The 21071-nt window shown below is 69.8% G+C and carries 26 protein-coding genes and 1 pseudogene; 15 read left to right on the top strand and 12 right to left on the bottom strand.

Features of this window, described 5'->3' with window-relative positions; all coding sequences use genetic code 11:
- The first annotated feature begins 729 nt into the window (after positions 1-729).
- Positions 730-1455, top strand: a complete 726-nt coding sequence (locus tag ACL02T_RS10775) for a hypothetical protein (RefSeq protein ID WP_412830499.1) — start codon at positions 730-732, stop codon at positions 1453-1455.
- Positions 1456-1521: 66 nt separating this feature from the next.
- Positions 1522-1794 carry a hypothetical protein gene (locus ACL02T_RS10770; protein ID WP_412830498.1) on the top strand — a complete coding sequence of 91 codons (273 nt, stop codon included), beginning with the start codon at positions 1522-1524 and terminating at the stop codon, positions 1792-1794.
- A 154-nt stretch (positions 1795-1948) separates the two neighbouring features.
- Here the strand turns inward: ACL02T_RS10770 and ACL02T_RS10765 are convergent, their stop codons facing one another.
- Both ACL02T_RS10765 and ACL02T_RS10760 read right to left on the bottom strand, forming a co-directional pair.
- Positions 1949-2149: a hypothetical protein gene (locus ACL02T_RS10765; protein WP_412830497.1), complete on the bottom strand. Its 201-nt coding sequence runs from the start codon at positions 2147-2149 to the stop codon at positions 1949-1951.
- A 144-nt stretch (positions 2150-2293) separates the two neighbouring features.
- The gene (locus ACL02T_RS10760; protein ID WP_412830496.1) at positions 2294-2521 is read right to left on the bottom strand and encodes a hypothetical protein; all 228 of its coding nucleotides are present in this window, start codon (positions 2519-2521) and stop codon (positions 2294-2296) included.
- 421 nt (positions 2522-2942) lie between these two features.
- Between ACL02T_RS10760 and ACL02T_RS10755 the strand changes: the two genes are divergently transcribed.
- Positions 2943-3203, top strand: coding sequence for a hypothetical protein (locus tag ACL02T_RS10755; protein ID WP_412830495.1), 261 nt, complete (start codon positions 2943-2945; stop codon positions 3201-3203).
- A 58-nt stretch (positions 3204-3261) separates the two neighbouring features.
- Here the strand turns inward: ACL02T_RS10755 and ACL02T_RS10750 are convergent, their stop codons facing one another.
- Both ACL02T_RS10750 and ACL02T_RS10745 read right to left on the bottom strand, forming a co-directional pair.
- Positions 3262-3777: an Rv3235 family protein gene (locus ACL02T_RS10750; RefSeq protein WP_412830494.1), complete on the bottom strand. Its 516-nt coding sequence runs from the start codon at positions 3775-3777 to the stop codon at positions 3262-3264.
- Between the two features lie 1210 nt (positions 3778-4987).
- Positions 4988-5521: a hypothetical protein gene (locus ACL02T_RS10745; RefSeq protein WP_412830493.1), complete on the bottom strand. Its 534-nt coding sequence runs from the start codon at positions 5519-5521 to the stop codon at positions 4988-4990.
- Between the two features lie 148 nt (positions 5522-5669).
- Here ACL02T_RS10745 and ACL02T_RS10740 point away from each other — a divergent pair, with 148 nt between their 5' ends.
- Positions 5670-6008, top strand: a complete 339-nt coding sequence (locus ACL02T_RS10740; RefSeq protein WP_412830492.1) for a DUF6247 family protein — start codon at positions 5670-5672, stop codon at positions 6006-6008.
- A 10-nt stretch (positions 6009-6018) separates the two neighbouring features.
- Positions 6019-6279 (top strand): type II toxin-antitoxin system RelE family toxin, encoded by a 261-nt coding sequence (locus tag ACL02T_RS10735; RefSeq protein WP_412830491.1) that lies wholly within the window; start codon positions 6019-6021, stop codon positions 6277-6279.
- Between the two features lie 121 nt (positions 6280-6400).
- On the opposite strand, the gene ACL02T_RS10730 is transcribed toward ACL02T_RS10735, so the two are convergent.
- From ACL02T_RS10730 to ACL02T_RS10705, 6 genes are all read right to left on the bottom strand, one after another.
- The gene (locus ACL02T_RS10730; protein WP_412830490.1) at positions 6401-6583 is read right to left on the bottom strand and encodes a YegP family protein; all 183 of its coding nucleotides are present in this window, start codon (positions 6581-6583) and stop codon (positions 6401-6403) included.
- A 414-nt stretch (positions 6584-6997) separates the two neighbouring features.
- Positions 6998-7396, bottom strand: coding sequence for a hypothetical protein (locus ACL02T_RS10725; RefSeq protein ID WP_412830489.1), 399 nt, complete (start codon positions 7394-7396; stop codon positions 6998-7000).
- Positions 7397-7618: 222 nt separating this feature from the next.
- On the bottom strand, positions 7619-8134 hold the full coding sequence (locus ACL02T_RS10720; RefSeq protein WP_412830488.1) for a hypothetical protein: 516 nt from the start codon (positions 8132-8134) through the stop codon (positions 7619-7621).
- Positions 8127-8534, bottom strand: coding sequence for a hypothetical protein (locus ACL02T_RS10715; protein ID WP_412830487.1), 408 nt, complete (start codon positions 8532-8534; stop codon positions 8127-8129). The genes ACL02T_RS10720 and ACL02T_RS10715 overlap by 8 nt, the downstream gene beginning before the upstream one ends.
- A 253-nt stretch (positions 8535-8787) precedes the next feature.
- Positions 8788-9192 carry a type II toxin-antitoxin system VapC family toxin gene (locus ACL02T_RS10710; RefSeq protein WP_412830486.1) on the bottom strand — a complete coding sequence of 135 codons (405 nt, stop codon included), beginning with the start codon at positions 9190-9192 and terminating at the stop codon, positions 8788-8790.
- The gene (locus ACL02T_RS10705) at positions 9193-9399 is read right to left on the bottom strand and encodes a hypothetical protein (RefSeq protein WP_412830485.1); all 207 of its coding nucleotides are present in this window, start codon (positions 9397-9399) and stop codon (positions 9193-9195) included.
- Positions 9400-9588: 189 nt separating this feature from the next.
- Here ACL02T_RS10705 and ACL02T_RS10700 point away from each other — a divergent pair, with 189 nt between their 5' ends.
- The 5 genes from ACL02T_RS10700 to ACL02T_RS10680 all read left to right on the top strand — a co-directional run bounded on the left by ACL02T_RS10700 (position 9589) and on the right by ACL02T_RS10680 (position 12485).
- The gene (locus ACL02T_RS10700; protein WP_412830484.1) at positions 9589-9924 is read left to right on the top strand and encodes a histone-like nucleoid-structuring protein Lsr2; all 336 of its coding nucleotides are present in this window, start codon (positions 9589-9591) and stop codon (positions 9922-9924) included.
- 269 nt (positions 9925-10193) lie between these two features.
- The gene (locus ACL02T_RS10695; protein WP_412830483.1) at positions 10194-10466 is read left to right on the top strand and encodes a type II toxin-antitoxin system Phd/YefM family antitoxin; all 273 of its coding nucleotides are present in this window, start codon (positions 10194-10196) and stop codon (positions 10464-10466) included.
- 8 nt (positions 10467-10474) lie between these two features.
- Entirely contained in the window at positions 10475-10876 is a 402-nt protein-coding gene (locus ACL02T_RS10690; RefSeq protein ID WP_412830482.1) for a type II toxin-antitoxin system VapC family toxin, read from the top strand.
- Between the two features lie 688 nt (positions 10877-11564).
- Entirely contained in the window at positions 11565-12110 is a 546-nt protein-coding gene (locus ACL02T_RS10685; protein ID WP_412830481.1) for a hypothetical protein, read from the top strand.
- A gap of 3 nt (positions 12111-12113) precedes the next feature.
- Positions 12114-12485 carry an Lsr2 dimerization domain-containing protein gene (locus ACL02T_RS10680; protein WP_412830480.1) on the top strand — a complete coding sequence of 124 codons (372 nt, stop codon included), beginning with the start codon at positions 12114-12116 and terminating at the stop codon, positions 12483-12485.
- Here the strand turns inward: ACL02T_RS10680 and ACL02T_RS10675 are convergent.
- The gene (locus ACL02T_RS10675) at positions 12427-12630 is read right to left on the bottom strand and encodes an acyl-CoA dehydrogenase family protein (RefSeq protein ID WP_412830479.1); all 204 of its coding nucleotides are present in this window, start codon (positions 12628-12630) and stop codon (positions 12427-12429) included. The two genes, ACL02T_RS10680 and ACL02T_RS10675, sit on opposite strands and share 59 nt — an antisense overlap.
- 68 nt (positions 12631-12698) lie before the next feature.
- Here ACL02T_RS10675 and ACL02T_RS10670 point away from each other — a divergent pair.
- Both ACL02T_RS10670 and ACL02T_RS10665 read left to right on the top strand, forming a co-directional pair.
- Positions 12699-12989 (top strand): annotated as a pseudogene (locus ACL02T_RS10670) (IS110 family transposase); the annotation flags it as partial.
- A gap of 375 nt (positions 12990-13364) precedes the next feature.
- Positions 13365-15806, top strand: a complete 2442-nt coding sequence (locus tag ACL02T_RS10665) for an Hsp70 family protein (RefSeq protein WP_412830478.1) — start codon at positions 13365-13367, stop codon at positions 15804-15806.
- A 77-nt stretch (positions 15807-15883) separates the two neighbouring features.
- On the opposite strand, the gene ACL02T_RS10660 is transcribed toward ACL02T_RS10665, so the two are convergent.
- Positions 15884-16102 (bottom strand): helix-turn-helix domain-containing protein, encoded by a 219-nt coding sequence (locus tag ACL02T_RS10660; protein ID WP_412830477.1) that lies wholly within the window; start codon positions 16100-16102, stop codon positions 15884-15886.
- Between the two features lie 721 nt (positions 16103-16823).
- Between ACL02T_RS10660 and ACL02T_RS10655 the strand changes: the two genes are divergently transcribed.
- The 3 genes from ACL02T_RS10655 (at position 16824) to ACL02T_RS10645 (ending at position 20121) form a co-directional block, all read left to right on the top strand.
- Positions 16824-18239 carry a sensor histidine kinase gene (locus ACL02T_RS10655; protein ID WP_412830476.1) on the top strand — a complete coding sequence of 472 codons (1416 nt, stop codon included), beginning with the start codon at positions 16824-16826 and terminating at the stop codon, positions 18237-18239.
- Between the two features lie 114 nt (positions 18240-18353).
- Positions 18354-19844: a fused MFS/spermidine synthase gene (locus ACL02T_RS10650; RefSeq protein ID WP_412830475.1), complete on the top strand. Its 1491-nt coding sequence runs from the start codon at positions 18354-18356 to the stop codon at positions 19842-19844.
- A 106-nt stretch (positions 19845-19950) separates the two neighbouring features.
- Positions 19951-20121 (top strand): hypothetical protein, encoded by a 171-nt coding sequence (locus ACL02T_RS10645; RefSeq protein ID WP_412830474.1) that lies wholly within the window; start codon positions 19951-19953, stop codon positions 20119-20121.
- Positions 20122-21071 lie beyond the last annotated feature (950 nt).

The raw sequence follows: 21071 nt of genomic DNA, 5'->3' as shown, positions 1-21071 counted from the left end.
CACCGCGGTGGTGAGGCGTGACTCGCCCGCGCCCCGGACGTGGCGCGGGCGGGGCACCGCGCTCGCCCGACCGGCGTGAGATCACCACCCGATCCGGCAGCCGAGCTCCGCGACCGCCGCGGTGATCTCACCCGCGTCGGGCCGGGCAGGCGGGGCATCGGGCCGGGCAAGCCACGGCCGGGGTGCAGAGTCACCACGCCCTCGCCCCCGGCGAGGCCATACCCGCTCACCTGCGAGTCTCGCTCACACGACAGCACAAGGCCTATCTCGTAGGTTGTCTGCTCACCGAGCACTTGCCTAAGCGGTCTTCTTCTCGCATTAGACCTGGACTTCTGAGGTCCACGCATAACCCGAACCTGAGTCCTCAGAGTATTGACGGAACCCATAGCGTCAAAGATACAAGGCGACAATTGGCAGCGGATTTCCACTCGGAGAACTATCCAAGCTTTAGACTCACGGATCGCATCAAGCTATCCGAGTGAGCTTTCGAAGCGGATAACCCAGAGATACCTCAGTCAAGGCTCAAAGAGGCTCTGACCTGGAGCTTTGTGTTCCGTCGGATCGTCGACCGGCACCTCCTCCGCCGCTGCGAACGCGACCCAAAGAATGGGGGTTGACGACTACGAAGAATGGCGCCTAACCTAGTCACTGCCGGGGCCCCAGGGGCCCGCCTCGCTCTACTCGGAGCACGATACAGCGCCCATCCTGCAAGCGGAATGAGGTACTCCCATGCCCAGAACCAGCAACGAACTCAGCGGTGTCGGCCCCGCCCGGGGGGTCTGCCCGGTCTGCTCGAGGACCCGGCGAGTCGGGGCCGGCGGCCTGTTCCACCGCCACCTCGACCGGGCCGGGAGTCGCTGCACCGGCAGCTACCAGCCGCTGCACGAGCCGGGCCGGGACAGTCGGACGGTGTCGACCTTCGCCCTGCTGCACGACCGGCGATGCGACAACGTGGTGCTGGCGCAGATGTCCCCCCGCCCCGGGACGGCCCAGATGGTGTTGACCGTTGCCTGCGACGACGGCAGCGCGGCGATCGGCATCGCCCTCGGCTCGTCGGCCGTGCAGGAGCTCGTCGACTACCTCGACGAGTGGGCACAGTCGACCTTGGCCGCGACCGTGCCGCTGCTCGCCGCGGCACTCGCCACCGGGGAGTCGCCCAGCCCGGCGCAGACCGACTGGACCGCGGTGCTGCCCGCGACCGCCACCGTGCACGGCTCGCCGAGGCGGCGCCTCAAGGTCCGCACCTGCGGAAGGGATGTGCCCCTCCTCGCCCTCGCGGCACTGCACACGCGTCCCGACGGGACCGACAACACCTTCGCCGTCCTCGACTACCAGCAGGTCTGCCTGCTCCGCGACGGACTGCGGCTCTGGCTCGCCTGGACCCACTTCCTCACCGGCACCGGACTGGTCGACCCCGACCCCCGGCCCGAGGCCACGACCGACGGCACGAGCTGAACCCCTCCGTCCACCACCTCTCACTCACCGACCTCGATCCCCACCCTCGACACCGAAGGAACCGAGATGACCGACCACGCACGCCGCCTGCTCGCCTCGAAGGCCCCGTTCTGCAGCTCGGGCAAGACCGGCCACCCCGACTCGCAGACCGCAGCCCGCGCGCTGCGCTCCGCGCGCTACCTCCGCCACCTCGACGCCACCGGCGGCCGCATCCCCGGCCGCAAGGAGAAGCTGACCTACCACTGCCCCGCCTGCGGCTGGTGGCACCTCGCAGCGAGCTCAGGGCGCCGCCGCCGCGGGGACTACCGCCACGAGGACGCCCGGCGCCGCCATCGATGACGACCAGGTACTACCTGTGCCCAGGCCGGATAGGGGGCAGCGGATCCGCGCCGTAGCCTCGCCGGTGGCGCTGGTCGACCCCCCTCGACCAGCGTCGCCCTGGCCCGCCACCACCGCGGCGGCCGTTCACGACAGGCGGGCGGACCGTTGGGGTTCAGACGTGCTCGGTGACCGGCGGGGGCTTGATCACGAACTTGACCACGACGGCGTCGGGGTCGGTGATGACCTCCCCGTCGCTGCTCACCCACTGGGCACGCAGGTACTCCCGGGCTCGGTCCTCGCTGATCTTCGCCGCGACCATCCGCTGCAGCAGCGTCGGCGGCGTCTCGGAGCTGTCGGCGTCGTGCTCGGCCACACCCGCACGGTACGTCGCGGTTCCCACGGATCTCGCCGCAGCCATCCCGCGCGTCGACGACCCGCAGGCGGGGGCGGCGTCGCGCCGTGTCCTGAACAGGTCTCGAGGGGCTCGGCGAACCGAGCCCCTCGAGGCGTCTGGAGATCAGCTCACGACCCGGATGTTGTGGACGATGTCGAACCGGGTCACCGAGACGATCTGGTGCTCCTGCCCGCAGTCCGGGCAGCGGATCCACTCGCCCATATCGTAGCGGCCTCGCCGCATGTCGGTGGTGAAGTCCTGGTCGCAGGCGTCGCCGACGTCGATGATCGTGCCCGGGCTCAGGTCGAGCGGGACACCGTCGATGCTGGGGGCGCTGGTCTTCTCGGCCATCGGATGCTCCTTCGCTGTGGAGTTGTGGTGGAACTGCGGCTCGTCCCAGCGCGGGCCGCTCGGGGTCCCGCAGGGATCGGCGGGGGTTCCGCCTCGCCGGACCGGGTGTGATCGCGTCAGCGACCCCGTAGGGGCCTTATCTCACCCGTGTCGGCGCGCGGGTGGGTTCATCGCCGGCACGCCCCGGGCGGGGGTGTGCTGCCTTCGGGCGGTTCCGGTGCAGCTCGCCGGGGAAGGGGTCGGTCGAGTGACCCACACCGCCACGAGTCGAACTGATGTTCGATATGGGGTAGCGTGCTCCGCGGCCGCGGTGCCGGGATGGGGAAGATCCCGCGCACCGCGGCTTGTTCATCGTCGGCGCAGGTTTCCGCTGGTCGCAAGCCTGGCGTGCTCGCGGGGCGGACGAGGGAGGTGAGGGCGCGTGGGTGGTTCGAGCCGCTATGACCGCGAGGTCCAGGTCGATGCCGAGCACGTCGCCGAGGCCCAGGACTTCCGGGCGCTCGCCGCGGCGTTGCGCGAGCAGCACGACGGGGCGATCCCGGACCGGCGCCTGGCGTGGCAGGTCGCCGGTGTGCTGTCCGCGGCCGCGGGGGAGCTGGCCAACGGCCGTCCCCTGCCGCTCGAGGTGCGCCGCAGCGTCCGCGGGATGGCCGGGGCGCTGCGCGAGGCACTCGAGGAGTGAAGGCCACGACGCCCCCGTCTATCGAGCACGTCGGACGGGGGCGCCGGGGCTGTCTGCGCTACGCGGGCGTGACCGTGCCGCCGCGGATGATGCGGAACGCGGTGCAGGTCCAGTGCCCGAGTGCGTCGGGTTCGAAGCGTGCGGCGAGAGCCTGGGGGCGGTCGAGGAGGACCAGCGCGTTGGCCTCGACCACCCAGCGGTGGGGCTGGGCGGCGTGCCAGCGGGCCACCCTGGCCCCGCGCGGGAGGGCTCGAAGGGTCGGCTGCAGGGCCTTGAGGTAGCGGAGCACCTCCGGGGTCGCGTGGCGGGCGGCGGCGGACAGCGGCCGGCGCAGGGTGGCGGCTTCGAGCAGGACTTGGACACCGGCCCGTGCCGCCCGGCGGGCGTCGGTGCGGGGCTCGACGTCGGGCACGAGGGGGCCCGCGTAGACCGACTCGGCCGCGACCTGCTGGCCGTCGGGAACGTGCCCGCAGGTCGGGCAGCGATCCAGCGCGGAGGTCTCGACGATCGGCTCGGCGGGGACGAAGGCATGGCCGGTGGAGCGATCGTGGGAGACGCGGTAGCTGACCGGCATCGTGTTCCTCCTCGGACGCCCCCGGCGGTGCGCCGGGGCCGGCGAGGGTTGGCGTCGATCGGTGGGTCGCCGGCGGGACGGGCAGGCCCGCGCGTCGGGTGCGTGGGCAGGGCTCGCCGCAGGCGATCGCGTAGCGGCCGCAGCGCAGCGGAGGGCCTTGCCCGCGGCGCACGGCAGCGCGGGAGCGTCCCGCGGCCGGCGCCCCTCGATCGCCCCCTCGTTCGCCGTCCCCTCGGGCGGCGCGGCGAGTGCTCGATGTGGGGTGCTCGGACCGGGGGCGCGAAGTTGTTCACAGATCCGTCGGCGGCGAGGGTCTGGGCCGTCGGGTGGGCCATGGTCGTCTCATGCAGACGACTGGCTCGGCGCCGGTGATGGCGCCTCTCAACGACCGTTCGGAGGCCGGTCTGGCGCTGGCCGAGGTCGCGAGGGACACCTCGGAGTTCGCGCGCGGCATGATGCCCGGCGCGGCGGTGACGGTGCCGGGCGTGGTCGTGGGCGACGCGGTGAGACTGGTGGAGCTCGCGCGGGAGGTTCTCCGGCGCGCGGTGGCGCTCGAGCTCGCGGCAGGCGCCTCGTGGGAGGACCTGGCCGCAGAGCTCGGACAGGAGGCGCCCGGCACCCGGGCCGGATGGACAGCACACACCGCGCGGCGGGTCTCCTCGGCCGCGGGTGCCGCAGGTGCAGGCGCTCCTGGTGGGAGAGACGCTGCGCCGGATCCGGGCCCGGGAGGAGCAGCGGTGCACCATGCCGCCGCCGTGACCTGTGCCCGTCGCCGGTCCCGCCGCGGGCGGGGGGACGGTCAGCCCGCGGCGCGGTGCTGCAGCGGGTAGGCGCTGTGGACCTCGTTGCGGCGCAACGCGTACGTGGCGAGCGCCGAGTCCAGCTCGTCGCCCCCGCCCTGTCACGCGGTCGCCGGGGTCGCTGTGCAGCGGCTGGTCAGCGCGGCGATCAGGGTCGCCCCGGCTTCGACCTCCCAAGTGAGCTGGTCGGCCAGCTCCGCGGCGCCGTTGTCGCGTAGCCGGGCGTCGATGGCCGCGAGCCGCAGCCGAGCCCGGCCGAGGTCGTGCTGGTGCTCGGCCGCGATCGCGGCGCGCTGGTCAGCTTTGGGTCTCGCGGTGGGACGCGGACCAGCGCGACAATGAGCAGCGACGGCTGCGCCCCTTCGGGCTGCTGCGGCTGCATGGACATCACCGACCACCTTCTCCCTAGATCAAACCAGCTGCGGGGCTGCTCGTCCGGCCCACCGGGGTCGCCGGCGCCGGGCCGCTGTCCGCGCATCCGGGCCGGTGTCGGATCCGCGCGCCGTGCGGCGCCGGTGTCCGCGCCCCGGCGAGCTCGGACTGTTCGTCCCAGCGGCTGCTTCGACCTGTGCCCGTAGCTCGGTGAGGTCGCGCTCGTGGCGCACGCACAGGTCCTCGAGCTGCACGGCGGCGCGGGCGTTGGCGTCGTCGACGCGCTGCTGGCCGTGCGCGCGTTCGGCGGCGAGCTGTTCGCGCAGCCCCTCGGCGGTGGCCGTCGCGGTGGCCAGCTGGGCCCGCAGCTCCGCCGCGACGTCGCGGTGCCGGGCGGCGTCCTCGCGGGCGGCGTCGAGCTGCGTGGACAGCGCCTGGTTCCCCCGGTCCGGGGGATCGGCCCGCTGCTCGGCCACGTCGGTGCGCCGTGCGAGCTCGGCGCGTTCCTTCTGTTCCTCGCCGAGGCGGCGCTCCAGGTGCTCCACGTCGGCCGTGGCCGCGGTGAGCTGCATCTGCAGCTGCGACGCCTCCGCGCAAACGGTGTCGGCTTCCTGCCTGGTTTGTGCGAGCCCGCTCGGAGAGCAGGGACTTGGTGTACTCCAGCTCCTCCGCGGCTTGTCATGGAGGTGAGCGACGGCGAGGAGCGATAGAGTTCTGACTGTGACGGCGGCGGTGGCAGGCGGAGCGGGCGCGAGTGGCCCGCCGTTCGCCGATGCCACGCCGGCCCAGATCCGGGCCTCGCTCACCAGCGAGGACGCCGAGCGGTTCGACGAGCAGTGGCGCACGGTGATGCAGCGCGCCACCGAGCGCCTCGACCTCGCCGAGGTCCACCAGGCCCTCGAGTCCTGGCGACGCGTCGCCTGGCTGACCTCGGCACACGGCCAGGACGGCTACCGACGGATGCTGGGCAGGGCCGAGGACACGCTCCGCACCCGTACCGGCCCGGAGGGAACGGTCTCGTGGAGCCGGCTCAAGGCCGAGCTCGGGGTCGCGGACTGACCTCCGCTCCGTGACCTACACGATTGAGGTCCACCCCGAGGCTCAAGCCGCGATCGAGGCCCTCCCCGCACAAGGCCTGCACGCCCTCGTCGAGGTCTTCGCCCTGCTCGAGCTGTCCCCGTGGACCGGCCTTTCCGTGAAGCCGCTCGCCAACCCGGACGCCCCGCTACGGAACCTGCCGTTCGGTGCTGGCAACGGCATGGTCACGTACCTGATCCTCGAACGGGAGCGAGAGGTCCACATCGTGTCGCTGCTCTGGGCGGGCCGATGACTGCTACGTCTGCCGCCAGGACGAGCCCGAGCCGCTGGCAGGCTACCGCCTATGTCCTTCCAGTCCCTGATCTACGATCCGGTCCGGCACACCGGCGAGCTGCGGCCGGCTGGTTCCGCGGTTAGGAGTCGGTCTCGACGATCGTCGCGCCGGCGGCGGCGTTCTGCACTGACTCGCAGCCCTTTCTGGCTGCGGCCTTGGTCTCGTAGGCCTCGCCGCTGGCGACGACCTGGCCGTTGCTGGCCTTGAGCCGGAACCGGTACTTGCCGGCCCGGTCCTGGTACACCTCGAACTTGCCCGCCATGCGCCTACTCCCACCTTGATCGAATAGCGTGGACGGTCGGCACCGTAGCGCGATACGCGGTGAGCAGGGTCTCCGACACGTCGGAAGCGCTGGAGCTCGGATTGGTGAAGGCAGAGGAACCGCACGAGCTCGACGCGCTGGTCGTCCTCGACCGATGAGAAACACCGCCACCGCTTGCCTGCTAGCGGGCCCGACCATTTTGCGCACCTCGCGTGCGGTTGGCTTCCTTGTTCCAAGGGGCGAGCTCTAGCGTGTCGAGCCGCTGTGCGACGTAGGGAAGCAGCTCATCGGGGAGGGCTTGGGCCTGGCCTCGCGCTCGTCCTCGGTGACGATCCAGTACATCAGTCCCCGGAGTCGCCCCTCGGCCCGACAGCGGAAGAGCGCTTCTACCCCTGCCGCAGTGGCGCCGCTGCGTCAGCTGGCGACCGCCCCAGGCGCGCGGGTTGACTGCTCGACGGCGGCCCGCCGCTGGGCGAAGACCGTGAGGACCTGCCCCAGTTGGTCGACGTCTCGGCCCCCGCTGCAGTGTGGGGCGGTGAGAGCAGCGACGAGGGCCGCCCCCGCGGTTGCCTCGTGCTCAAGCTGGTCGGCCAGGGCGTCATGGCCATGCGCACGGAGCCGAGCCTCGATTGCGGCGCTCTGGAGGCGGGCTCGGCCCAGGTCGCGGTCGCGCTCGGTCGCAATCGCGGCGCGTTGATCGGCCTGCGCGTCGCGATGCGCGCGGACCAACGCCTCCACCTCGGGCTGCGGCGGCTGCATCTCCTTCACCGACCCCATCTTCAGCAAGACGTGTACCGTGTCGTTGCCGATCAAGAGTCGCAGGTTGTGTCGGTGGGCAGTGGAAGGCTCGCCGCATGCGAGCCACTGACGCACCGAGGCCCTACCGAGCACCGAGCGACGCACTTGCAGTGCTCGCGCTTTGCCATGGGTGTCCGCACCCGCTGGAGGAGGTGCGCCGCAACGGTCTGGGACAGTTGACCTGTCGGCTGTGTCGCCAGCAGATGGATGGATCCCCGGCGCGCGGGCTGTCCGCGGCTACTCGGGGGCGATGACCCGCAGCACCTGGATTGGGCGCGGGGCGATGAGCTCGCCCTCGTTCTCAAGCAGTCGCCCGCCCGTCATCAGGCCCTCCGTCACCGGGCGCATAGCGCCCGAGGCATCGGCCATCCAGGCGACCACCGGGACGGTGGTCGGCTCGTCGTTGGTGTCAAGTTCCACCGTCCAGCCCGGCTCGGCAGCCACGACCGACTGCAGGCGCCCGGTGGGTACAAGCTGCACGAAGCCATCGAGCGAGTCGGCAGGGACTCGGCGTCCGGCGAGCTGGTCGACGACTAGCGCCTCACCCTCAGCCGACCAGCCTTCGACAGGCCGACCGTAGATGGTGGGCTCCTCCCGGAGCGGGTTCGCCAGGTCAGCAAAGTAGACCGCCCGCCAATCCGACAACTCGCCGTCGTGCGGGCGGACGTACTGCGCCTCCCAGCCGGTCGGCGTCCAGTCGTGCTCGGCGATGAGGCCACCGAACCTGCGCACCATCTCGGCGATCTCAGCCACGGCGGGCATCGTGATCACTCTTCCTCAAGGGCTGCCTGGGCCTGCTCAGCGTCGTGGGCTTGGGAACATAGCGCTCCTGCTCGGCGACCTTGCGCCGATACCAGTCCTGCGCGCCCTGCTTGGTCATGTCGAGAGCCCGGCCGATCTCAGTCCAGCTTGCGCCGGCTTCTCGAGCCTCCCTCATCACGGACCAGCGTCGAGCGACGAGCAGGTCAACCACGCGCCGGTTCGCTTCTAGGGCGTCGAGCGGTGAGACGTCTGCGACCTCGGCGAGCGCCTGTTCGATGATCGCCGGGTTAGCGCCCTCGGCGACGGCCTCGGCCCACGTCTGACGGGCGCCGTACGCGTCCCATAGCGCCAGCAACTCGCCGACCTCGGCCCGCTCGATCTTCACGGCCATACGTCAAGCTTGCTTAACAGCGACCTGAGCGTCAAGCCAGCTTGACGTCGACGGGACGGTCCGAAGACCACGTCCTTCTCTCTTCGGACCGCGGGTAGAGCACCTCGCTCTGCAGCCCTCCTCATCGATGTCGTCAACGACCGAAGGACAGCGTTCTCCCACCCCCTGGGGTGATGCGAGGTCAGCGAGGCAAGGACCGGCGCTGCGGTAGATGGCGCTGCCGTAGCGATAGCCACACTTCAGGGAAGAAGTGTCAGAGCCCCAACATGCCGGGGCCGAACGACTCGAAAATGCCGTGATCCAAGGTGGCAACCTCAGCGACGCCGAGCCGTTCGGCGAGCGTGATCACTGCCGCGTCGCTGGTACCCAGTGGGAGATCCACATAGGTGTCGACGAGATCTGCCATGCGGGCGTAGTCCTCGCCCGTCAGCTCGACGGTTCGGAAGTCTCCGGCGGCGAGCGAGCGTAGGAAGGCTGACTCGGCCCGCGCGCTTCCTCTTCGGTGCAGCAGGTATCCGACCTCGGCGACCACGGGAGCTGGCAGCACCATCGGTCGGCCCGCCAGGTGCATGGCGGTGAACAACTCGACGCAGGCGTGATGGTCAGGATCTCGGGACAGTCCAGCGGCGACCAGCGGGCCGGTGTCGCAGACCAGCACCTACTTGCCGAACCCCTCGGCGAGGATGTCCTCGCTGTCGGCTCCGACACGGGTGCCGTCGCCGGGCTCGATCCCGAACCACGCGGGCGGCCACGCCCGCACCGCACCGACTCGACTGCGCAGCTGCTCGAGCGCCGCAGGAACGTCCTCGTCGGGCAGCTGCTGCACCAAGCGAGCCAGCTCCTCGCGCTCCTGCTCCGCGCTCATGGCCGCGAGTCTAGCCAGCTCGAAGGCTCCGCCCTCCTATTTGCCGACGTGGGCGGCGGGAAACGGTGGCCGAGGTCGAGGCCCACCTCCAGCGTGGTGGCGGACCTCACCGCCCCGGCGCGCCTCCGTTCAGCCTGGCGCGAGCTGCCGTACAACCCGGAGCCGAGGTCCCCGGCGGGAAGAGGAGAGATGGCAAGGCAGCTCCAGACGACGCTCATCGATGACATCGACGGCGGCCCGGCCGACGAGACGGTCCGGTTCAGCCTGGACGGCCACCACTACGAGATCGACCTGGCCAGCGTGAAGTCTGAGGCCCTGCGGGCGACGCTCACCCCCTACGTGGCTGCCGGGCGGCCGCAGAAGACGACGCCGAAGGCCCCGCGCCGCGCCGCCAGCGGCGCCGACCGGGAGCGCAACCGCGCGATCCGGGAGTGGGCTCGCAGCCAGGGCCTGCAGATCGCGGCGCGCGGGCGAATCCCGGACGAAGTGGCCATCCGCTACGAGCACCTGGCCGTGCGCAGCTGACGGCCTGGAGCAGACCCGGCTGCGCGATGCTTCACGGCCGGGCGCTGCACGCCACCCCTAGCCCCCGTGCAGAGCCTGGATCTAGCAGGCCTTACGGGCGAGGGAGCCCGCATTCTGACAGCGGTATCCGGAGTGCTGGAGCACGTCATTGAGTTACTTGGAGGCGTAGATGGGGGCCTCCATGTCAGCAGGTCGCCGCAATCCGGTCGGCCGGCTCGGGCGACACAGCTCAGGAGCTCTGTACTACGGATATGTAGTACAGTTGGTGCATGTCGGAAGTGCCGGTACGCGAGCTGAACCAGAACACCTCCGCTGTCCTGGCCCGCGTCAAGCTCGGCGAGCCGATCGACATCACCGAACGCGGCACGGTAGTTGCCCGGTTGGTTCCCGCCCAGGGCCACCCGCTGAGCGAATGGCTCGCCACCGGCAAGCTAATTCCGGCCACGGTCACCGGCCCGGCACCCCGTCCGCACGATCCGGTTCGCCGTGACCAGGAGGCGGGCGAGCTACTGCGCGAGCTGCGTGACGAGGAACGCTACTGACACCTGCAATGATCTATCTCGACACCGCGGCGTTGGTGAAGCTGGTCCGCTCCGAACCGGAGAGCACCGCGCTGGCCGACTGGCTCGACGCGCGGCCCGACCAGCCGTGGGTGTCCTCGGTGCTGGTCGAGGTCGAACTGCCCCGAGCCTTGCGCCGGGTCGAGCCCACCCTCCTCGTCGACGTACCTGCGACCCTGGCCAGGGTGGCCCGCTATGAGATCGACGATATTGTGCGCGCCGCCGCCGCGGCGTACCCCGATCCCGACCTGCGGTCGCTCGACGCGATTCATCTCGCCACCGCTCGCGGCGTGTTCGGCAAGCACCTCACGGCGTTCGTCACCTACGACCGGCGGCTCCTGAGTGCGGCCGAGTCCGCCGGCCTTCCAACTGCACACCCTGGAGTGCAGTGAGCGTCAGCCCGACCGCACGACCTGGGCGCCGGCGTCATCCGAAACGGCCCCGGAATGGATCCAAACGGCCGCGTTGGTTGTGAACTTGAGCTCGGCCGGGCGCCCAGGCGATGCACGTCGCGGGTCCGGCTCGTGCCAAAGCCGCTGGCGGGCCGAATCTGTTTGTGATCAAGTTGCGCCGGTGCCTGCGCTCGAGTGCCCACGAGCAGCCCGGGAACCCGACACTATGACGAAAACGACAGTTAGCGGTAGCCAGTAATCCGCCCTTTGACGCTGAGACGGCGAGAACCGAAATGCACGCAGCTGCCGCTCCCGGCCAGACGATCCCGGTTCGCGGCGCTCGTCACTGGCCGCCGACTGTCCGACATTGAGCTCGATCGGCTATCCGTCAACCTCTCGACGCGCGGGAAGCGCAGCTGCGCGACAGTTCCTGTATCTGCGATCAACTTTGCTGGATCAGGAGCAGACGTGCTGCATCGGCGACAACGCCGCCCGCCGACGCGCGCTGCGACGGACGCGACCCAGGTCTGGGCCCAGTGGTGCCCATGCCGGGGTGGCGGAACCACCGATCGTCGCGGATCGTTGGGCCCGAACGGGCGCCCGATCGGCGGTGATGGTGTGATCTGCTGGTTCCGCGGACCGCGATGGACCGCGACACTGCACACGAACACGACGGAAGGGGTGCCAGGTGGCCGACGGCGACGCCGATCTGCCGAAGTCGATCCAGGGTGAGCAGCTGGAGGAGACGGGGATCGTTCGGGCCTCGGACGAGGACGTCGACCTCTACGTCGACCGCGTCTCCGACGAGGTGCTGGCGTGCCGGGAACGCGGCCGCCACCTGTTCCCCACGATCCGGCAGGCGGGGATCCACTTCACCGAGGTGGACGACGAGGGGCTGTTCGTCCGCCGACTGACCTGCACGTGCTGCCTGCTCGCCGTCAAGGTCGAGAGGTGGGAGGGCGTGCGGCAGCGGGGTCGGACCCGGTTCCACCGGGTCGCCTCCAACCTCGAGTACCGGACCGGTCCGGAGGGGCAGACCTACCTCGCGGAGACCGGTCGCGGCCGCATGACACCGCGCCAGATCGGCGACTCGGTGGCCTCGAAGGCGCTGGCGGGCCAGACCCTCTCCGCCCTGCGCAAGGCGGCCAAGGAGGCCGCGAAGGAGGCCGCCAAGGAGGCAGGCGGCCCGGCCGGGCGGAAGCGCGCCGCGCGGACCACGGCCGAGGCGGGCTGATCGATGGGCATCAGGGAGATCCGGTACTGCGACCTCACGGGCTCCGAACAGGACGTCGAGTCGCACGAGCTGAACATCGACCAGATGCGGGTGCAGATCGACCTGGCGGCTCCGGAGTACCGCAAGCTGCTGGGGCTGCTGCAGCCCTACATCGACGCCGGCCGGGTCGACGCGTCGATCCCGGACCTGCGGTCGGCCACGAAGCGCGGCGGGAGCGGCCAGGTCAGCACGAGCACCGGGCTCACCGCGGAGGAGCGCGAGCAGCTGCGGCAGTGGGCCGAGGACAAGGGGATCGAGGTCCCGTCCAACAACCGGTTCAAGCGGTCGCTGGTCGAGCAGTGGCGCGAGGAGCGGGCCGCGGACCAGCCCGCGTGATCCGTCGGTTCCGCCATGACGGCGGGTGGATCTGCGGGCCCTCGCTGGTCACCCGCTCGGCCATCTCGGAGGCCACGAGCTTGACCATGGAGGCCTGCGTCGGACTGGGCTGCCCCGCATTCACCGCGGTACACACCTGGTACATCAGTGCCCGCGCAGCCTCGACCTGCGCGCCGCCATATCGGCGATCTTGAAGCGCAGCCCCTGATTGGCTATGCCGCGACCTCCCCGATCACCCGCGCGTGGGGGCGCCGGACCGTGGTGCTGGCCCGCTACACCCGCAACAAACGCCTCGCAGACGTCCACCAGTGGGCGTTCTGCGCCCTGACCAACTCACCGGGCGCCCGCGTCTACTACGACGCGCTGCGCGCTCGCAAGATCGGCCACGCCGCGCTACGCCAACTAGGGAACCGGCTTGTCGGGATCCTGCACGGCTGCCTGAAGACCAGAACCCTCTACGACGAGACCACCGCCTGGCCCACCGCCGACACCGCCGCTGCTTGACATGGCTACGGCGTGGGGCGTCCGACGCTGACGGCCTGGCTGCGGCCGAGAACCTGGCGTTATGTCAGGGCTGCTGGTGAAGGCTTGGCGTCAGTGCATTCGGGCCTCGTTTGGGCCAGCGTCCACCGCTACGTAGGCTGCCATCCGGGATCCACCTCTCGAACCCGCCGGCCTGGCCTGGTCGCTTCTATCGGGGGCAGGCCGCTGAGCCGGGCGAGCCTCAGCGCTCCTCTTGTGGTTCTCCGGGATGGTCCGTCAGGTCGGCTCGCTAACGCCGACAAAGGTTGCTCCGACCTCAAGAGGCTCTACTCGCGCGGTATCACCACCCGGCAGGGTCGTCTCGTCGAGACGGAGCTCTCCTTTGAGGAGGCGGAAGTGACCTACACACTCGGCGTCGACCTTGGTACGACGTTCGTGGCCGCCGCCATCGGCCAAGGGGCCCGGGTCGAGATGTTCACCTTGGGTGAACGCTCGATCGTCAGCCCGGCAGTCGTCTACGTACGTAAGGACGGTGCGGTCGTCACGGGTGATCCCGCGAGCCTGCGTGCCGTGAGATGCCCGGATCGGGTGGGCCGCGAGTTCAAGCGCCGCCTCGGCGATCCAACTCCGGTGACACTCGGGGGGCAGCCATATGGCGTGACGACGCTGCTCGCGGCATTACTGCAGGACGTGGTGCAACGGGTGGTTGCGCACCAGGGGGCCGAGCCGGATGGGGTGGTCCTCACTCATCCTGCCAACTGGGGTCCGTTCCGCCGCGGGCTGTTCGAAGAGGTCGCGGAGTTGGCCGGGTTGCCGGGGGCTCGCATGATCACCGAACCGGAGGCCGCCGCCGCCCATTACGCCAGTTCCCGTCGACTGGCCGACGGTGAGATTGTCGCGGTCTACGACCTCGGCGGCGGCACTTTCGACGCTACCCTGCTGCGCCGGCGAGCGAACAGGATCGATATTTTGGGCATGCCGGAGGGTATCGAGCGGCTCGGCGGAATAGATTTCGATGAGGCCATACTGGCTCACGTCAAATACAGTGCGGCCGCTGCGTTCGCTGAGCTCGATATGCGTGACCCGCAGACCACTGTTGCGCTGGCGCGGTTGCGCCAGGACTGTGTCGCGGCTAAGGAGGCGCTTTCCGTCGATGTCCAGACGACCATCCCCGTCTTCCTGCCGAATCAGCATTTCGAGGTCGATCTCACTCGCGCCGACTTCGAGGGCATGATTCGCGCGCCAATCGAGTCCACCATCAGCGCGCTCACCCGAACGCTGGCGTCAGCGGACGTGGCGCCTGAACAGGTCAGCGCGGTGTTACTGGTCGGTGGGTCGTCGCGCATCCCCCTGGTTGCGCGAATGATCGGCCAGGAGCTGGGCCGTCCCACAGTCGTGGACGCGCACCCCAAACACAGCGTTGCGCTGGGCGCTGCTCGGCTCGCCGAGGACGGCGTCGGCCACAGCCGGGCCGGGCATACGGCCGCCGTACTTGGACCGCCATCCGAGTCTGCCCCGTCGATCCTCGCGCCGCCGGCGGCGCACAAGCGCGGCCCGCTGCCCGAGTCGACGAAGCCGTCCGGGCCGAGTAGCTCCCTCTCCGTGGGTTCTGGTGCGGCCGAGAAGGTTCCCGGTCCGCCGGCCGGGGACGAGTCGGGCCTGGTTTCCCGGCTACGCCGTGCGCACGCGGCAGCCAGTCCCCGACGGCCGCTGCTGGTCTTGGCATCACTGGTCGCGGTTGTCGCGGCGTTGGCCGGACTCTCCGCGGTAGTCCTCCCGCTGACCCGCTCGAGCACAGATCCTTCGGAGGCCGCGCGGATCCCGACCGGGCCGGTGCTCAGTACGACATCCGGGACGTCGGTACCGGCCACACCAACATCGGCCGCGCCGACGTCGGCCATGTCCAGCCCGCCGCAGCTGGCCCAGAGCGTGCCCACCCCGACGGTCAAGTCGACGGTTTCAGCGGGCCCTATGCCCAATTTCATCGCCATCGCGCCCAATGGTCGCTTCGCGTACATCGCGAACCGCACCGCGGGTGTTGTGTCTGTTCTGGAGACGGCGACCAATGAGCTTACCGCGACGATTCCGGTTACGGCCGGTCCGCCACAGTACGTGACGTTCGCACCGGACGGAAGTCGCGCCTACGTCAGCGTCTTCGACGACGCCGGGCGCGTCGCCGTGATCGCGGTGATCGACACGTCGGCGAACGCGGTGATCGCCACCATCCCCGTCACCTCGCGGCCCTACATCCCGGCGGTATCCCCGGACGGCGCGGAGGTGTACGTTCCCGATCACGATTCGGCGGCCATCTCGGTGATCGAAACCGCCACGGGTGCCGTAAGCATGGACCTCAAGGTGGCTCCCAACCCGCACTGGATCGAGTTCTCGTCCGACGGCGCTCGCGCCTACAGCGCGGACCACGAATCCAACGAAGTTGTCGTGATCGATACCAGGAACCATCTCATCGTCGCCCGGGTGCCGGTGGAAATGAGTCCGCACAGTCTTGCCGTCCACCCGAACCGCCCGTTGCTCGCCGTCGTCAACGAGGACAGCGGCACCGTGGCCATGATCGACACGCGTAGCGACACGATTATCACGACAGTGCCGGTCGGCAAGAATCCGGCGAGTGTCTCGTGGGCCCCCGACGGGCGCTTCGCCTACGTACCCAACGCCGATGACGACACCGTCTCTGTGATCAGCGCAGATACCTTCACCGTCACTGCGACAGTGCCGACCGGGGACAATCCGACGAGGGTCGCGGTCGGTCCCGACGGGCGATCGGGATACGTAACCAATCGCAGCAGCGGCACCTTGACGGTACTGAACCTGGCTGGATGAGAGTGCGACGCGGGCGAGGATGGTACTGCGGCTCGAGGTATCTAGCATGGCTGCCTCGTTTCCGGATCTTGCTATCCCTACGGGCGATGCTCGGTCTCGACCCACTCAAGGAGATGCCCGGGCTGGCAATCGAGCACCCGACACATGGCCTCGAGTGTGCTGAAGCGCACTGCTTTTGCCCGGCCGTTCTTGAGTACTGCCACGTTGGCCGGCGAGAGCCCGATCCGCTCGGAGAACTCTCGTACACTCATTTTCCGCCGAGCCAGCTCAACGTCGATCCGTACGACGATCGACATCAGATGATCACCTCGGGCTGATCCGCAGCGAGGTAGCCTGCTGCATGGGGGTCACGCCCAGCGCCGCGATACTAATCGTTCGTCGGGAGGGACGGCAGTATCGCGGCGCCCGTTGTAGCGGCGATACGCAAGATCCACTTGGACACGCCAACGAGCGCCGGGCTGGGACGCCCTTCCTGAGTGTGACATCGAGCCCGACGACTGAAAGCTTGACCGGACAACCCGCCGTAACGGGTGTCAGGCGCGGCAGCTTCCATCTGCTGACGACCATCCTTCGGCCGCAGAGCAGAACGAAGCCTGATGCGACAGCCATCGTCCACCCATGGATCCATGTAGTTGCCTCCCGGCGAGGTCTGCGTTGTGTGTGAGCTGACACGGGGAAGCCATCGCCTGACGATCGGGACGCCGAACAGGAGCACCAGGAAGATCCGGAGGCTAGGGCACGCGTTCCACGGTAGTCGCGATCGATTATCACTCCATATCTATCGACTGTCAATCATCGTGCGGACCGGGGGACGGTTGGTAGACGGCACCGTGGGAAGCGGCAATGCGAGTCCAGTGGTGTGAAGCGCCCGGAGTCACCGATACTTCGTCGGGGCGCCTTACGCGGTCCGGGTTCGTCTGCGCGGGCTATCGCCTTGGGTGGCTGAGGTTCTAGCGTGCAACCCTCGCCGCCGAGGACGCCTCCTGCAACATCGGCGCGCGAGGCCGAGGAGGGACCGTGCGAGGGACCGCTCGCGTCCGCACCCGGATCGTCTCGCTCTCGGTGGCGATCGCGGCGATCGCCGTCGCGCTCTTCGGCGTGCCGCTCGGGCTCGGGCTCGCCCGCTATGCCGTCGCCGAGGAGGGCGTCGCGCTGCAGCGGCTTGCCGATCTGACTTCGGCGACGGTGCTCACCGACCTCGCCCACGACCGCGTTCCCGCGGTGCTGCCCGGCTCGGGGACGGCCGCGACCTCGCTCGGCCTCTTCGATGAGGACGGCCTGCTCCTGGCCGGCGAGGGCCCCAGGGGTGGAGATCTAGGTGTTGCGGCTGGGCTGAACGACGTCGTTCCACGGGTTGCGCAGATTGGCGGCGAGCTGGTCGCCATTAGTCCGGTGATCGGCGATGGGGAGATCCTCGGTGCGGTCCGAGCTGCGCGGCCCGTGTCTGTGGTGTACACCGCGCTGATCCCGATCTGGTTGGGCATGCTGGGCTTGGCTGCGCTTGTCCTGACCGCGGCGTGGGTCATCGCCCGGCGGCAGGCCCGGCGGCTCGCCCAGCCGCTGGAGGACCTGGCCGTTTTGGCGGGCCGGCTCGGCGAGGGGGACTTCAGCGTGCGGCCGCGGCGGGCCGGGCTCGCCGAGGTCGACGCCCTCGGGGCCGCGTTCGCCGGCACCGCCGCCCGCCTCGACGACCTCCTCGCCCGCGAGCGGGCCTTCTCTGCTGAGGCGTCGCACCAGCTCCGGACGCCGCTGGCGGCGTTGCGGCTGCGGCTGGAGAACGCTCGGGCGGACGTCCGCGCCCGACCGGGTGCCGGTGTCGGGCCCGCGCTCGACGCCGCGGTGGTCGAGACCGAGCGGCTGACGCACACGGTCGAGGAGCTGCTGGCGCTCGCACGGTCGCGGGGCGGCGACGGGCGCGGCCCGGTCGACCTGCACTCCGTGCTCGACGAGGTGGTGGAGACCTATCGGCCGCGGCTGGTAGCGGAGGGCCGCAGCCTCGAGCTGGACCGGGACGGGTGCGCGGAGCTGGACGGCGAGTCGACGGTCGTGGGGTCCCGAGCTGCGATCGGCCAGGTCCTGGCGGTGCTGTTGGACAACGCGCTGCGGCATGGCAAGGGCGCCGTCCGGGTCGGGTTGCGCGAAGTCGGCGACGCGGTGGCGGTCGACGTCAGCGACGAGGGGTCGGGATTCGCCGACGACGGTCGTCTTGAGCGCGATGGCGGCCCGCCTGGCGACTCGACGGTCCCCGACGGGACGGGCCTGGGTCTCCCGCTCGCCACCCGGCTGGCCGAGGACCAGGACGGCCGGCTGGTCGTCTCGCGGGACAGCCCGCCCGTCGTCACGCTTTTCCTGCCGATGATCGAGGTTGGCCGCCAGCACGGTTCCCTGGGCAGAGGGGACACGCAACCTGCCAGGACAGACGGCCACATCTGAGCGCGGGACGAGGCTGAGACATCTCGCGGGTGGCGTCGTCCGGGCGCTTGCCGACCTGAGCTCGGGACCGCTGTCAGCACCTACTGCGGCTCCATCAGGACACGCTCGCCTTGGGTGGACGACGCGGCTTGCGAGGATGGGCGGGTGCGTGTTTTCGATGCTCGTGCCGCGGCTCTCGTGAGTGGTGCGGTGATCCTGATCGTCGAGACGCTCACTACCCGCCTTGTTGCCCCCTACGTTGGCCTCACCCTTGAGGCCACGACGGCAGTGATCGGCGTGGCGCTCGGCGGTATCGCTGCCGGAGCTGCCTTAGGGGGGCGACTCGCTGATCGACGCAGGCCCCGTTCGGTGGTCGTGGGAGGGCTGACGGTTGGCGGGTTGGGCGTGTTGGCGGTGCGCCCGGTAGTCCGTGTGCTCGGGCCTCTGGTAGGACAGGGGCCGTCCGCGGCTGTGGTGCTCGTCGCGTGTGCGACCCTGCCCGCGATCATTGCTCTTGCAGTAGTCGGTCCAGCCGTGACACGTGCGGTGCTCAACGAAGTCGCCGGAGCCGGCAGGATCATCGGGTCGTTGGCGGCCGCGGGGACTGTAGGGTCGCTCGTGGGAACCTTCGCAGCGGGCTTCGTCCTTGTGGCGCTGTTCCCTGTCGGGGTGATCCTGTTTGTGTGCGCGGGCGCCTGCCTGCTCCTTGCAGCTTTGATGGCTACAAAGCGACCTCGTCGTAAGGTTGCGATCACGGCGACTACCGCGGCTCTGCTGGGAACCCTGCTGACCTGGGTACCGGGTCGGTGCGACATTGAGACCACGTACTACTGTGCTCAAGTCGAGGGCGGTGTCTTGCCGACCGAGCGGATCCTGGTACTCGACGACCTTCGCCACTCCTTCGTCGACCTCTCTGACCCGCGCCGTCTGGAGTTCGCCTACACGCGCCGCTTCGCCGACGCGATCGACACCAGCCTGCCGGGTGGGGAGGCAGTCGACGCCGTGCATCTCGGCGGAGGCGGATTCACCATGCCCCGGTGGCTCGCCGCGACCCGTCCCGGGACCCGTTCTACCGTGCTCGAACTCGACAAGGGGGTCGTGGAGCTGGGGCGACGCGAGCTCGGCGTTGACGAGATCAGCGGCGTGTCAACGCGAATCGGAGATGCGCGGGCGAGTCTGGCGGCTCTTCCCGACCGATCAGCCGATCTGGTGATCGGGGACGCCTTCGGGGCGCGGTCAGTCCCGTGGCATCTGGCGACCACGGAGTTCGTCGCAGACGTCTCGCGGGTCATGCGGCCGAGAGGCCTGTACGTCCTCAATGTGATCGATCAGTATCCGCACTCGCTGCTGTGGTCTGTGACCGCAACTGTGTCTACGAAGTTTTGGCAGGTAGCGGTCCTCGTTCGGCCGGATCAGCTCGGCCGGCGGCAGGGTGGGAACGCGGTCGTCGTCGCGACGAACGGAGCGCTCGACCTTGCGCAACTGGAAGATCGTGCCGCCGCCCGCGGAGAGCCCGGCTCGGTCCTTGGTGGAAGGGAAATCTTCCCCCGGACCGAGGGCCACGAGGTGTTGACCGACGACCACGCACCGACCGACCAGCTCGCTGCACGTGGCAGGCTGGGCTGAGCGCGGACCTCAGCGGGTCCGCCACAGCGTCGCGCGGTCGGGTGCGCCAATGTCCGGCGAGTCGCACGCAGTTGACTGCAGCCCCGTCAGGCAAGAGAGTAGGTCTGTGGCGCTGATGCCGAAGACATGGACGTCGCCGTCACGGAGACGAGGCGTCGCCGCCGTCCTGGTGGACCTGATCCGGGACCTCGTCCCGTTCGTTCAGACGGGGATAAAGGCGCTCGACGAGTTGCACGAACGTGTGGCCCTCAGGCTGAAGAACAAGTGGCGCGGTTGATCGGTTGAGAGTACCGGGCTCACGCTTCCCTCTGGGTTTCGTCCCCACGGGAGCCCGGGCGTCACAGCCAGCGGTGAGGACATACTCGACCCTTGCCCCGCATGGTCGCCGCCGCTCACAGACTGTTTCAGCTGTGGCACTGTTTCGGCAGTTGTGGCGATCTAACGCCCATTGGTCGCAGGCACACCGGGCCGTTGGTCGTCAACGGTTCGAGTGACTGAGCTGCTAGCGGCACCAGTCCGCTGGGTGCCTGCACCTCGGCGACGCCGAGCCAGGTAGGGAACGATCAGGCGTCCGGCGACCTGTGCGCCCCGATCCTTGCGGTCGCGTCGGGTATCCCGGTTCCGCAGTTGGAAGCAGTGGCCACTGTTCGGTCCGCTGCTGGGGCGGGTACGAGCCCGCTCGGTACGCCACGGCCGACGAGGGTGCTGCGCTGCAGCGGCTGTCGTCTTCGCTACCGCGGCTGGGGCATCGACTTGGCCCGCGGCGGGGTCCTCGCGGTGCTGGTCCGGCTCGGAGACGCCTGGGAGGAGGGCCCAGGCTGTTCGACGATGAGGGGCTGTTCGCGGCGGCGACGGCGTCGCGACCCGCGACGCGCACGTCACGGCCGCGTTCGGCGGCGCCGGCCTCGCATGTTACCGAGGGTGCGGCGAGCTGGTCGCGCCCCGTCCAGAGGATGGGCGAGACGGAGCACGACCTGCACCGGGGAGCCGTACGCGGCTCACTGCGGTCGTGTGAGCTGATGCGCTGCAGCCGAAACGGGTTCTCGCGGACTGCTTGGCAACGCCTCCGCACGGCGAGGGCGCCTTTCGGGTCGGGGCTCCGCGACGTCGGCGACGCGGTGGCGGGTCGTCGGCCGGCGCGACGAGGGACCGGACTTCAGGAACGGCCGGGCCGCGCGCGACCGCCCGCCCGGCCTCAGCGGGGGGCCGACGGTCATCACGCCGGCC

It is taken from the genome of Pseudonocardia oceanicola, from assembly GCF_047200735.1.
Lineage (GTDB): Bacteria > Actinomycetota > Actinomycetes > Mycobacteriales > Pseudonocardiaceae > Pseudonocardia.
This window is presented reverse-complemented; position numbering and strand designations above follow the sequence as displayed.